At 69.4% G+C, this 12,048-nt stretch carries 14 protein-coding genes; 3 read left to right on the top strand and 11 right to left on the bottom strand.

What is annotated here, in order from left to right; translation table 11 throughout:
* Positions 1–24: 24 nt before the first annotated feature.
* The 4 genes from EPO51_RS19625 to EPO51_RS19640 form a co-directional block, all read right to left on the bottom strand.
* Positions 25–1,290 carry a dicarboxylate/amino acid:cation symporter gene (locus EPO51_RS19625; protein WP_293353715.1) on the bottom strand — a complete coding sequence of 422 codons (1,266 nt, stop codon included), beginning with the start codon at positions 1,288–1,290 and terminating at the stop codon, positions 25–27.
* 66 nt (positions 1,291–1,356) lie between these two features.
* Entirely contained in the window at positions 1,357–1,533 is a 177-nt protein-coding gene (locus tag EPO51_RS19630; protein ID WP_293353717.1) for a hypothetical protein, read from the bottom strand.
* A gap of 77 nt (positions 1,534–1,610) precedes the next feature.
* A complete protein-coding gene (locus tag EPO51_RS19635) occupies positions 1,611–2,414 on the bottom strand; it encodes a peptidylprolyl isomerase (protein WP_293353719.1) in 804 nt (267 codons plus the stop codon).
* 49 nt (positions 2,415–2,463) lie between these two features.
* A complete protein-coding gene (locus EPO51_RS19640; RefSeq protein ID WP_293353721.1) occupies positions 2,464–3,093 on the bottom strand; it encodes a beta/gamma crystallin-related protein in 630 nt (209 codons plus the stop codon).
* A gap of 215 nt (positions 3,094–3,308) precedes the next feature.
* On the opposite strand from EPO51_RS19640, the gene EPO51_RS19645 reads away from it, so the two are divergent.
* A complete protein-coding gene (locus tag EPO51_RS19645; RefSeq protein WP_293353723.1) occupies positions 3,309–4,007 on the top strand; it encodes a pirin family protein in 699 nt (232 codons plus the stop codon).
* Positions 4,008–4,092: 85 nt separating this feature from the next.
* Here the strand turns inward: EPO51_RS19645 and EPO51_RS19650 are convergent, their stop codons facing one another.
* Both EPO51_RS19650 and EPO51_RS19655 read right to left on the bottom strand, forming a co-directional pair.
* Complete coding sequence (locus EPO51_RS19650; protein WP_293353725.1) at positions 4,093–4,419, bottom strand: UrcA family protein; 327 nt, start codon at positions 4,417–4,419, stop codon at positions 4,093–4,095.
* A gap of 177 nt (positions 4,420–4,596) precedes the next feature.
* A complete protein-coding gene (locus EPO51_RS19655; protein ID WP_293353727.1) occupies positions 4,597–4,806 on the bottom strand; it encodes a hypothetical protein in 210 nt (69 codons plus the stop codon).
* A gap of 289 nt (positions 4,807–5,095) precedes the next feature.
* Between EPO51_RS19655 and EPO51_RS19660 the strand changes: the two genes are divergently transcribed.
* Complete coding sequence (locus EPO51_RS19660; RefSeq protein WP_293353728.1) at positions 5,096–5,467, top strand: response regulator; 372 nt, start codon at positions 5,096–5,098, stop codon at positions 5,465–5,467.
* Between the two features lie 213 nt (positions 5,468–5,680).
* Here the strand turns inward: EPO51_RS19660 and EPO51_RS19665 are convergent, their stop codons facing one another.
* The 4 genes from EPO51_RS19665 to EPO51_RS19680 form a co-directional block, all read right to left on the bottom strand.
* Positions 5,681–7,945: a xanthine dehydrogenase family protein molybdopterin-binding subunit gene (locus tag EPO51_RS19665; protein WP_293353730.1), complete on the bottom strand. Its 2,265-nt coding sequence runs from the start codon at positions 7,943–7,945 to the stop codon at positions 5,681–5,683.
* The gene (locus EPO51_RS19670) at positions 7,942–8,907 is read right to left on the bottom strand and encodes an FAD binding domain-containing protein (RefSeq protein WP_293353732.1); all 966 of its coding nucleotides are present in this window, start codon (positions 8,905–8,907) and stop codon (positions 7,942–7,944) included. The genes EPO51_RS19665 and EPO51_RS19670 overlap by 4 nt, the downstream gene beginning before the upstream one ends.
* Positions 8,904–9,407 carry a 2Fe-2S iron-sulfur cluster-binding protein gene (locus EPO51_RS19675; protein WP_293353734.1) on the bottom strand — a complete coding sequence of 168 codons (504 nt, stop codon included), beginning with the start codon at positions 9,405–9,407 and terminating at the stop codon, positions 8,904–8,906. The genes EPO51_RS19670 and EPO51_RS19675 overlap by 4 nt, the downstream gene beginning before the upstream one ends.
* 141 nt (positions 9,408–9,548) lie before the next feature.
* Complete coding sequence (locus tag EPO51_RS19680; RefSeq protein WP_293353736.1) at positions 9,549–9,821, bottom strand: BolA family protein; 273 nt, start codon at positions 9,819–9,821, stop codon at positions 9,549–9,551.
* A 52-nt stretch (positions 9,822–9,873) separates the two neighbouring features.
* Here EPO51_RS19680 and EPO51_RS19685 point away from each other — a divergent pair, with 52 nt between their 5' ends.
* Entirely contained in the window at positions 9,874–10,524 is a 651-nt protein-coding gene (locus tag EPO51_RS19685) for a DnaJ domain-containing protein (RefSeq protein WP_293353738.1), read from the top strand.
* Here the strand turns inward: EPO51_RS19685 and EPO51_RS19690 are convergent.
* The gene (locus EPO51_RS19690; RefSeq protein WP_293353740.1) at positions 10,521–12,005 is read right to left on the bottom strand and encodes a globin-coupled sensor protein; all 1,485 of its coding nucleotides are present in this window, start codon (positions 12,003–12,005) and stop codon (positions 10,521–10,523) included. The genes EPO51_RS19685 and EPO51_RS19690 overlap by 4 nt on opposite strands.
* Between the last annotated feature and the right edge of the window lie 43 nt (positions 12,006–12,048).

Raw genomic sequence — 12,048 nt, forward strand, 5'->3', positions numbered from 1 at the left:
CGGCGGCGAACATGCCGGAGTCGGTCAAGCTTGGGTAGCCGGCTCGGCCTCGGGTTCGTCGCGGGCCAGGATCGCGGTCACGGCCATGTCGCCAGCCACATTGCCCAGGGTGCGGAAGATGTCGGGCGCCACCTCCACGGCCAGCAGGATCGGCAGGAGATCGATGGGCAGGCCGAGCGCGATGCAGATGGGCGCGACGCTGACGATGAACGACACCTGGCCGGGCAGGCCCACGGAGCCCACGCTGACCGCCAGGGCCACGAACACGGCGCCGGTGTACTGCAGCACCGAGGGCTCCAGGCCGTAGACCTTGGCCACGAAGATGCAGACCGCCAGGTTGACGGCGGGACTGGTCATCCGGAACACGGCCACCGCCAGCGGCAGCACCAGGTTCGCGATGCGCTGCGGCACGCCCAGGTCGTCGCGCGAGCGCTCGATCATCGCCGGCAGGCAGGCCAGCGACGACTGGGTGGCGAAGGCGGTGGCCAGGACCGGCGACGTCGCCTGCGCCCAGCGGCCCAGGGGCACCCGGCCGACGGCCACCGCCAGGACGTAGGCCATGATGGCGATGACCAGCCCGGCGAGCGCGGCGACGACGATGTACTGTCCGAGGATGCCGGCCGCGCCGACGCCGGCGCGCAGGCCGACGCCGAGGCCCAGGGCGAAGACCCCGATCGGCGCCGCCAGCAGCACCCAGCGGACGATGACGATCATCGCCTCGCCCAACGCCTGGAAGACGTCCAGCAGGGTGCGGCCCCGGGCCTCCGGCAGCCGGGTGAGCGCGAAACCCGTGAAGACCGCGAAGACCACCACCGGCAGGATCGCGTCCTCGGCGGCGGCCTTGATCGGGTTGGAGGGCGCGAGGCTCTTCACCCAGGCGACGAAATCGGGGGCGGTGGCCACACCGGCCGGCGGCGCCTGGGCGCCAGCCCGGAGCGCGGCGGACGCGACCTCGCCCACCGGCCAGACGGTCAGGACGCCGTTGACCAGCAGGACCGAGGTCACCGCGGAGAGCAGCAGCAGGACGACGAACCAGATCACCGCGCGCATGGCGAGCCGCCCTGTGGCGGCCGCGTCCGAGACCTGGGCGATGCCGGTGACCAGCACAGCGAAGATCAGCGGCACCACCGTCATCCTCAGCGCATTGAGCCAAAGCCCGCCCAGCGCCTCGACCCCTTCGATGACGTCCCGCGTCGGGCCGCCGCCATAGGCTGCCGCCACCGCCCCGACGGTCACGCCGGCCGCGAGCGCGATCAGCACCTGGACGCTCAGGGATTTCAGGAAACTCAAGGCCGCCCCGCTTCGTGATTGACGAGCGATGTGGCCCGCGCGGCGGGCTGGCGGCAAGCCCTTAGGTCAGGCGGCGCGGGTCTGGTAGCGCATCGACAGGCCGGCGGGCGCCGAGGCGTCGGCTTCGCGCAGCCGGTCGGCCACGTCGTGCAGGGCCATCTCCTGGTCCGCAAAGCGGCCGAGTTCCCGGCCCTCGCTGCGGACGATCCAGACGTCCGCCTCTTCCACGACTTCAAAGTGCATTCTGCTACCCGTTCCCGTGCAACCGCGTGTACGGGTCGAGCCTCCCGACAACAATGGCGCGCATCGTCGCAGGAGCTTCACTGTAGTCGGACCGGGAACTCCACGTCGCACACGCTGAAAGCCGCGCCCTTCTGCCGCTTCAACGCCTCGACCCGCGCCTGGAAGGCCGGGCCGCGCGTATCCATCACCTGCAGCCTTGGCCGTTCTGCTTCCGGGATGTCGGTAAGCATCCGCACCTTCAGCATGAGGTCGGGGACCTTCGGCGGCTCTCCCACGGCGACCGCCAGCACCGCGCCCTGGCCGGCCACGACACGTCCGACCACCGTGTATTCGTGGTCCAGCCGCCGGGACGGCCCGCGCATGAAGAAGATCTCGCTGTTGGCCGTGCCGGGGTCGGCCTGCCGCCCCATGCCCACCACGCCCGGGCAGTAGGCGCCCCAGCCACGCAGGCGGGCGTCGCCCGGCCGCGCCGGTTCCGAGGCCGAGACCGCCTGGAACGGCGTCGTGCCCACGAAGCCCTCGCGCGCGTCGCTGCGCTCGACCACGAGGGTCGCGGTCTCCGGCGGGATGCGAAAGCTGAACTCAGGCGGCAGATCGGGGTGGGCCGAAGTCCCGCCATCGCGATTGTTCGGATTGCCGGTCTGGGCGACGAAGCCGTCGATCACCCGGTGGAACTGCAGGCCGCTGTAGACGCCTTCCCGCGCCAGCAGCTTGATCCGCTCCACGCCCTTCGGCGCGAACTCGGGCCGCAGCTCCACCACGATCAGGCCCTTGGTGGTCTCGATGACCAGGGTGTTCTCGGGGTCGACCGGGCGCCAGTCCGCCGGACCCGCGGCCATCAGTCCCAGCGCCGCAATGGAAATCCCCAGAACCCGAAGCATCCGCCCCTCCCAAGCCGAAGCGCGAGAGGGGCAGGCGGCCAGGGTTGGGTCAATACTTCCGGCAGAGCAGATCGCGCAGGACCGTCGTGCGGCCGATCATCTGGCCTTCGGGCCCGACCGCCCGGCTGGCGCGCTGGCTGGAGTCGAACCAGACGGCGGAGCCCAGGTTCTGGCGTCGGCAGTACATGTCGGCCGCGCGGCCGCTCGCCGCGATGTCGACGCCGCCGAGGGTGGGGCGCGGGAAGAAGACGGTGGTCGCCCCATCGACGCCGCGCGCGCCCGGACCGCCCGGGAAGCCGGGAGCGAGCCCAGGGCCAGGGCCGGGGCCGGGGCCTCCGGGTCCCCCGCCGCCCGGTCGTCCGGCCGGCTCCATGGACGACACCTGCGCCATCAGGCCCAGGGTGTGCAGATTGGCGACCTCGCCTCGCACCTCCTGGCAGCGGCCCTTGAAGTTGTCGTGCTCACAGATCAGCCAGCGCCCCTCGAACCGGGCGCTCTGGGCCCGGTCGTTGAAGCGCCACTTGCCGAGGTCCGGCGCGGACTGGGTGATGGTGACCGAATTGCCCTGGAAATTGGGCTGGTCGTACAGGGTCGCGGACCCGCCACGGAACGGCTGGGCCTGGACCGCGCTCGCCAGGGCGACCGTCGCCAGCGCCGTCATGCAGAACATCTTGATCATCTCGGGGCCTCCGCAGCCAGTTGTTGGGGGCAATGAAGCGTCGCCGTAATGAACCGCACCTGAAGCGTTCGCCCGGGAGTGGGCAGCCAAGCCCATTCATTCCAAATGGGATACAATCTTCTGCAATCAGCCAGATTTATCGCCGATACGGAGCCATTATCTTCATTTCCGAAGACGGCGCGGCGACCCGCGCCACCAGACAAGGGAGAGATGAGATGATCGACCGCAGACCCTTCGCGCGCCTCGGCGGCGCCGACCATGGCTGGCTCAAGGCCCGCCACCATTTCTCGTTCGCCAACTACTACGACCCGCAGAACATGGGCTGGGGCCCGATCCGGGTGTGGAACGACGACGAGATCGCCCCCAACTCCGGCTTCCCGCCCCATCCGCACTCCGACATGGAGATCATCACCTACGTCCGGACGGGCGCCATCACCCATAAGGACAGCCTGGGCAACGAAGGCCGCACCGAGGCCGGCGACGTCCAGGTGATGAGCGCCGGGTCGGGCATCCGCCACGCGGAGTACAACCTGGAGCCTGAGACCACGACGCTGTTCCAGATCTGGATCGAACCGTCCGATCGCGGCGGCGCGCCCAGCTGGGGCGCCAAGCCCTTCCCAAAGGGCGACCGGGCCGGGAAGTTCGTGACCCTGGCCAGCGGCGTGCCCGGCGATGCGGACGCGCTGCCCATCCGCACCAACGGGCGGGTGTCGGGCGCGACCCTGAAGGCCGGCGAGACCACGGAATATGTGCTGGGCAAGGACCGGCACGCCTACCTGGTGCCGGCGATCGGCTCGGTCGAGGTCAACGGCGTCCGCCTGGGCGCCCGGGACGGCGCGGCGGTGAAGGACGAGGAGATCCTGCGGGTCACGGCCCTGGAGGACTCCGAAGTGGTCCTGGTCGATGCGGCTTGAATGAAAGCCGGTAGGTAGACGCGATTAGGCCCGCGGCTGGGGGACGGCCGCGGGCCCTTTCGCACGTCCGCTTTCGAAGGGAGAGCTAGCGGGCGGCGAAGGCCTTAGACGCCTGCTCGAGCTTGGCCGAGCGCAGCGCCGTGACCTTTTCGGAGAGTTCTTGCTTGACGGCGACCCGGCAGGTCGCAGCGGCGCCCAGGCTGCGTTCGTCACGGCAGTAGTCGCGGGCGGCGTAGTCGGCGCGCTTCGCGAAGGTCGACATGCCCTCGGAGGTCAGCAGGTTGATGTCGGCGATCTTCACGGAGGCGGCGGGGGCGGCCAGGGCCGAGGCCGGCAGGGACGCGATGGGGAGGGCGGCCAGGGCCAGCATGGCGAGACTGGAGACGCGGTTGGTCAGGTTGAGCTTGTTCATGGTCGTTTCCTTCGGAGCGGTCTGTGCTCCGGCGGTGTTGTCCGCCGGCAAGGAAACGAATACTCGGGGCCCCGCGTGAAAACCCGTGAATAGGGAGTAATGACACAGATTTAAGAATATTACAGCGCCTTAATACTTTAACGCCGTGTAATCCGCCGCACAGGCCGAGCCGGCAGCTCAGTGGAGGCAGGTCGGCTCGACCAGGGTCTGGTCCCATTCGCCGTCGGCGTCGCAGACCAGGACGGGCCAGGGCATCTCGATCAGGCGGACCCAGTCGCCCGCGGCCGCCAGGGCTTCGTCGCGCGTGTCATAGGCGCCCAGGTCGCCCGCCTCGGCGTCCTGAAGGACCCAGTGGCCGCTTCGGGCCCGCACGGTGAAATCGAACATGGGATTCAGCCCTCATCGAGAGCTGCATTCTGGCGAAAAGTGGTTTCCGAAACACGAAGACCCCGGGTCGCACCCCGTGCGACGGAAGCGCGCGCGCCGAAAGCGCTCGGTGGAACAAAGGCCAAGCTTTCGCCGTTGACCGATCATGACCGGATCAGGGGGCCAGCCGGACCATGCACGCGGCGAGCGAAGCGCTGCACGCGCCCCGCGACATTCAGTCCTTGTTCAACTAGACAAGTGTCAATGTCCGATGCCGGATGACGCTGGCTATCGTGTTGGAGTTCATGGAATGACCACTCAGGCGAGCCTGAAAGGCCTGCGCGTCCTTGTCGTGGAGGACGAGATGATGGTGTCCATGCTGATCGAGGACATGCTCAGCGACCTCGGCTGCACCGTCGTCGGCCCCGCGTCGCGGTTGGACGAAGCCATCGATCTGGCCAACCGCGCGGAGCTGGACTGCGCGGTCCTGGACGTGAACCTGGGCGGCCAGCCGATCTTTCCGCTCGCGGACCTGCTGCGGGCCAAGGGCGCCCCCTTCGCCTTCGCCACGGGCTATGGCGATGCGGGGCTTCGCGATGTGGATAAGGGCTCGCCGGTGCTTCAGAAGCCCTTCCGGGAGGGCGATCTGGCCCGCGTGCTGAGCGAGCTCAAGGCGCGCTAGACTTAGGCTCTACAGATACGGAAAGGCCTGGCCGGCCCAGTCGCTGACCAGCATGCTCACCGAGCCTGCCAGAGCTGAAAGCGCCAAGAACAGTTTCACGGTCTTCATCCCTCGAAGCCGGCCCCATTGCCGGCGTGCGGTGGAGATAAGGTGAAGCCCGCCCCTTCGGTAGTTACCTTTTGTGCATAATGGTTCTGCGCTTTTGGAAAGCGCCTACATACCTTTGGCCATCAGACCGGCCAGCAGCTTGTCGGGCGTGATGGGGTAGTCCCTCAGGCGAACCCCGCAGGCGTTGTAGATGGCGTTGGCCACCGCGGCCCCCGCGCCCGAATTGCCCAGCTCGCCGACGCCCTTGATCCCCATCGGGTTGGCCTTGTCATCCACCTCGTCCAGCATGATGGCGTCCAGCTCGCCGATGTCGGCCTGCACCGGCACCAGGTACTGCGCCAGGTCCTGGTTGATCAGCGAACCGTAGCGGGGATCCACCGCATTACCCTCGGTGATCGCCGAACCGATGCCCCAGATCATGCCGCCGGTGAGCTGGCTCCGGGCGGTCTTCTCGTTGAGGATCCGACCGGCGGCGAAGACGCCCAGCATCCGGCGCACCCGCACCTCGCCGGTCACCGGATCGACGCCCACCTCGCAGAAGTGGCTGCCGTAGGTCTGAGTGCTCCACTCGCGCATGTCGGCCGCGGGACGGCTGTCGCCCTCGACGGTCAGGCCCGCGGGCGCGGCGCGGCGGACCAGCGCGGCCAGGGTCTCGGACTTGTTCTCGATCGCCACCACGCCGTCCTGGAAGGTCACCAGTTCCGGATCGTCGCCGTAGAGCGGCGAGTTCGGGTCGCCGGTCGCCAGCTCGGCGATGGCCCTGCGCAGGTTCATCCCCGCGGCCAGCGCCGCCGAGCCCGCCGAGGCCGCCCCGAACTGGCCGCCGGAGCCGGGCGCCGGCGGCAGTTCCGAATCCCCGATCTCCACCCGCACGTCGCCCAGGAGCACACCCAGGGTCTCGGCGGCGATCTGGGCCAGCACCGTGTAGGTGCCGGTGCCGATGTCGGTCATCCCCTGGCGCACGGTGATCACGCCCTCGGCGTCGACCGAGAAGCTGCACTTGGCCGGCAGCAGGAAGTTGCCGCGGATGGCGGCGGCCATGCCCATGCCCACCAGCCAGCGGCCGTCGCGGACCAGGCCCGGCGTCGGCATCCGGCGGTCCCAGCCGAACAGTTGCGCGCCCTCCTTCAGGCAGCGCACGAGCTGGCGCTGGGAGAACGGGCGGCCGTTCTCCGGGTCGGACGGCGGCTCGTTGCGGATGCGCAGTTCGACGGGATCGAGGCCGAGCCGTTCAGCCAGCTCGTCCATGGCGCATTCCAGGCTCATGGTCCCGGACGCCTCGCCCGGCGCCCGCATCGGTCCGGCGCCCGGCAGGTCCAGCTTCACCAGCCGGTGGCCCGTCAGGCGGTTCGGCGCGGCATAGAGGGCGCGGGCGAAGTTCGAGGCGTGCTCGGTGAACGTGCCGTCCTGGTGGCAATGGGTCCAGGTCATGATCGAGAAGGCGTTGAGCCGGCCGTCCTTCTCCGCCCCCAGCCGCACCCGCATGACGGTCGCGGGACGATGGATCGTGCCGTGCATCATCTGCTGGCGCGTGAAGGCCACCTTCACCGGCCGCTCCAGCGCGCGGGCCGCCAGGGCCGCCAGCGTCAGGTCGTCGTAGGTCTGGCCCTTTCCGCCGAAGCCGCCGCCGATGTAGCGGGTCATCAGGCGGACGTCGTCGCGGGGAATGCCGAGGGTTTCGGCCAGGCCATGCTGCGCCGGCTTCACCATCTGGACCGAGGTGTGGGCGATGCACTTGTCGCCTTCCCACCAGACCAGCGAGGCGCAGGGCTCCATCTGGCAGTGGTTCTGGATCGGGGTGGCCCAGGTCTCGTCGAGCCGGACCGCCGAGGCCGCGAAGCCGGCGTCGAAGTCGCCGATCTCCACGTCCTGCTCGCCCGGCGGCTGGCCCGCGTCGGCCAGGCGGGCGCGGAAATCCGCGTCCGGCGCGTCGGCGTCATAGGTCAGCCGGACCAGATGCGATGCGGCGACCGCATTCTCCAGCGTGTCGGCGATCACGAAGGCGACGGGCTGGCCCCAGTGGTAGACGCGATCGCTCTCCAGCGCCGGCCGCGAGCCCGCGGTGCTGCGCGGATGGACCCGCGTGCCGCGCGGCGGCTGGGCCGGAACGTTCCGATGGGTCCAGACGGCCAGCACCCCGGGCGCCGCCTCGGCCTCGGCGGTGTCCGCCCCGGTGATCCGCCCGGTGGCGATCGTCGCGCCGACCATCACCCCATAGGCCGGCGGCGACGGCGGCTGCACCTCGTAGGCGTAAGGCGCCGTGCCGGTAACCTTCAGCGGGCCTTCGTAGCGGTCGACGCCCTTGCCGATCAGGCCCGAGCGGTTGGTCGTGACGGGATTGGGCGCCGCCCAGTCGTGAACCGAGCTCATGCGCCCCTCCCCCCGCTTAAACGATCTTGGGCTTCGCCGATGGCGGCGGCGGCCAGCCGGGCCACCAGCGGGATCTTGAAATCGTTGCGACCCAACGGACTTGCGCCCGCCAGCTCCCTGGCCACCGCCTCGGCCGGCGTTGCTCCCGAGGCCATCGCGGCCTCCGCGTCCACCGCGCGCCAGGGCTTGTGAGCCACCATCCCGAGCGCGAGGTTGCCGCCCGCCACCGCGACGCTGGCCAGGCCGCCGGCATAGGACGCGCGGTCACGCACCTTGCGATAGACTTGGCCTCCCGACGGCGGCGGCGGCAGCATCACCGCCGTGATCAACTCGCCGGGGATCAGGTGCGTCTCCACGTGAGGGGTCTCGCCCGGCAGCCGGTGCAGCTCCAGCAGCGGGAACGCGCGCGTGGCGCCCGATGGCGACAGGGTCTCGACACGCGCCTCCAGCGCGACCAGCGCCACCGCCATGTCGGAGGTGTGGGTGGCGATGCAGGCGTGGCTTGCGCCGAAGATCGCGCCGTTGCGGTTCAGGCCCTCAAGCGCCCCGCAGCCCGAGCCGGGCGTGCGCTTGTTACAGGGCTTGGAGGTGTCGTAGAAATAGGCGCAGCGGGTCCGCTGCAGCAGGTTGCCCGCCACGCTGGCCTTGTTGCGCAGCTGGGGCGAGCCGCCGGCCACGATCGCCTCGGACAGCACCGGGTATCGCGACCGCACGCCAGGGTCGCCGGCCACCTGGCTGTTGGTGGCCGAGGCGCCGATGCGCAGACCGCCCTCGCCGGTCTCCTCGATCCCCGCCATCGGCAGGCGACTGACGTCGATCAGGTGCTGCGGCTGCTCGATCTCCAGCTTCATGAGGTCCAGCAGGTTGGTGCCGCCGGCGATGAACCGGGCGCCGGGTGTCTCCACGGCCGCCTGCACGGCCGCCTTGGCGTCGCTCGCGCGTTCGTAGGTGAAGGCCTTCACGCCATGGCCTCCGCGGCCCGCCTGATGGCCGCGACGATCTGCGGATAGGCCGAGCAGCGGCAGATGTTCCCGCTCATCCGCTCTCGGATCTCGGCGTCGGTGAAGGCGGGCTTGGCGTCAGGCGCCGTCTCCTGGCTGGGCCAGCCGGCTTCCAGCTCCTGCAGCATCCCCAGCGTCGAACAGATCTGTCCCGGCGTGCAGTAGCCGCACTGGAAGGCGTCCTCGGTCAGGAAGGCCTGCTGCACGGGATGCAGCTTCTCGACCGTCCCAACCCCCTCGATGGAGACGACCTCGTCGCCGTCGTGCGCCACCGCCAGCGACAGACAGGAATTGATCCGAACGCCGTTGACCAGGACGGTGCAGGCCCCGCACTGGCCATGGTCGCAGCCCTTCTTGGACCCGGTCAGCTTCAGGTGCTCGCGCAGAGCGTCGAGCAGCGTCGTGCGCGGGTCGAGATCGAGCGACCGCGCCTCGCCGTTGACGGTGATGGTCGTCCGCAACCCGTCTCTCCCCAATTCACCCACTCATCCCCGCGAATGCGGGGACCCAGGCTTTCTTTTCGTTTTCGCGCCGTCGCCGACATTTCAGACAGCAGCGTAGCGGCAAGTCTGGGTCCCCGCATGCGCGGGGATGAATTTAGGTCAGCCTTCGCCGGGCGCCAGCGCCTTGATCGACAGCGCATGCACCGGCCCGGCCAGCTCCTCGGCCAGCGCCTTGTGGATCATCCGCTGGCGGACCACCCGAGGCGCGCCCGAAAAAGCGGGCGACTCGATCGTCACGTTGAAATGGCTCTCTCCGCCTTCCCGCGCGCCGGAGTGACCTGCGTGGCGGCCGGAGTCGTCCTCGATCTCCAGCCTGGTGGGCTGGAAGGCAGCGGTCAGCTTGTTTTGGATCGTTTCAAATATGGCGCCCATCGGCCGCATCTTCAATTCTTGCAGGGAAGTTTCTCAGCCCCATACTTGGCCCATGCCGGGCGCGTTTCAATACAAGCCGAGATTCGTCGATATCCGTGTGCGTCCGCCGTCCGAGAAGGACGCCGCGGAGCAGGACGTCCATGCCCTGAAGCCGGGGGAGCGGGCTTGCGACCACCCCGGCTGCATGCGGGTGGCGACCGCGCGCGCGCCCAAGGCGCGGGACATGCTGAACGAACACTACTGGTTCTGTCAGCCGCACGCGGCCGAGTACAACCGCAACTGGAACTTCTTCGCCGGCCTGCCCGAAGCCGAGGTCCGTCGCCGCCAGCAGGAAGAGATGATGACCGGCGGCCGTCCCACCTGGGAGATGAAGGCGGGGCGGATGAGCCGGGAGGCCGCCGCCTTCACCGCCAAGTTCGGAACCGGCCAGGGCTATCGCGATCCGTTCAACATGTTCGGCGGCGGCGGCCAGCACGCGCGCAAGCCCGAGCCCGAGAGCCGCAAGATCGGCAAGATCGAGCGCAACGCCCTGGCCGACCTGGACCTGGACGAGAACGCCGACGCCGCGAAGATCCGCGCCCGCTACACCGAACTTGTGCGCCGCCTGCACCCCGACGCCAACAACGGCGACCGTTCGGGGGAGAACCGGCTGCAGCGGGTGATCCGCTCGTACCAGTCGCTGCGCAAGGCGGGAATGGTCTAGGCGACCGTCCGCAAGTTCGGCGGCGCCTGTGCGACCGTGAAGCCGGCCATCAGCCGCGAGAGGTCCACGCTCTGCGCCTTCAGCGTGTGGGTGGCCGCCGTGGTTTCTTCGACCATGGCCGCGTTCTGCTGAGTCAGCTGATCGAGTTGGTTCACGGCGATGTTCACCTCGCTGATCGCCCGGGTCTGTTCCTGGGACGACGCCGCCATGTCGGCGACGAGCACGTCGATCGTCGCAACCCGCTCGGAGATCGCCGTGAGGGCCTCGCCCGCCTGGCCGACGAGGGCCACCCCCGACTTCACCTGGGCGCCGGATTCGTTGATCAGGGTCTTGATCTCCCTCGCGGCCTCGGCCGACCGCTGAGCCAGGGCGCGCACCTCCGAGGCGACGACCGCGAAGCCCTTGCCGGCCTCGCCCGCGCGGGCGGCTTCCACCCCGGCGTTCAACGCCAGCAGATTGGTCTGGAACGCGATCTCATCGATCACGCCGATGATCTGGCTGATCTGGTTCGAGGACCCGTCGATCCGATCCATCGCATCGATGGCCTGGGCCACCACCTCCCCTGACCGTTCCGCCTCCGACTTGGCGCCCGCCGCCACGCGGCTGGCGTCTTGGGCGCCCTCGGCGCTCTTGCGGACGGCCACGGTGATCTCTTCGAGGGCCGCGGCGGTCTCCTCCAGGTTGGCGGCCTGTTGTTCGGTCCGGCGCGAGAGGTGGTCCGCCGCCGTGCCGATCTCGCCGACCCCTTGCGCGACCACCTGGGCCACCTGGGTGACGGAGCCGATCGCCCGTTCCAGGGCGCCGACGGCTCCGTTGAAATCGGCCTTCAGGGCGGCGAATTCCGGCGCGAGGTCCGCGTCGAGCCGGACCCGGAGGTCGCCCTTGGAGAGGCGGGCCAGCGCCGCGCCCACGGCGGCCATCGCTGCGGCCTGATTCCGATCCGCGATCTTTCGCTCGCCTTCCAGGCGCTGTCGCTCGGCCTCGAGGCTCTCCAGATAGATCGACACGGCGAAGTCCATGTCCAGCAGCATGGCCTTGATCAGCGTCGTGACGGCGTCGGCAGCCTCCTCCGCGCCCTTGGCCCGCCCCGTCATGCCCTTCGGCCATCGGGTCTCCACCAGTCGCCGCAGAAGGGTCTCGGTGATCAGGGCGTAGCCGGCGATGTACCAGCGCGGCTCCAGCCCGATCCGGGCGTGGGTCTGGCCGATGGTGCGCACGCCGTTCACATAGTCATCGTCGAACTTTCCTTCGGCGATGATGCTCCAATGGCGGCCTTGCGCCGCCTGGGCGGTCGCCATGTGGCTATCGTCCCGGAAGAACTTGCGCACCTGCGGCGTCGCCGCCAGCCGCCCGTAGAACACCGACAGCGCGGGCTGGATTTCCGCCTGGATGAACGGCCGCAGCGACCGCAGCATCTCGCGCGACCTAGCGTCCAGGCCGATGAATTCCAATCGTTCCCTGACGGCGTAGGTGTCGCTCACGAATATCCCTCTAGGCTAGGCGCGAAGGGAGGTCAGTTCGCGG

Source organism: Phenylobacterium sp., from assembly GCF_004297125.1.
Classification (GTDB): domain Bacteria; phylum Pseudomonadota; class Alphaproteobacteria; order Caulobacterales; family Caulobacteraceae; genus Phenylobacterium.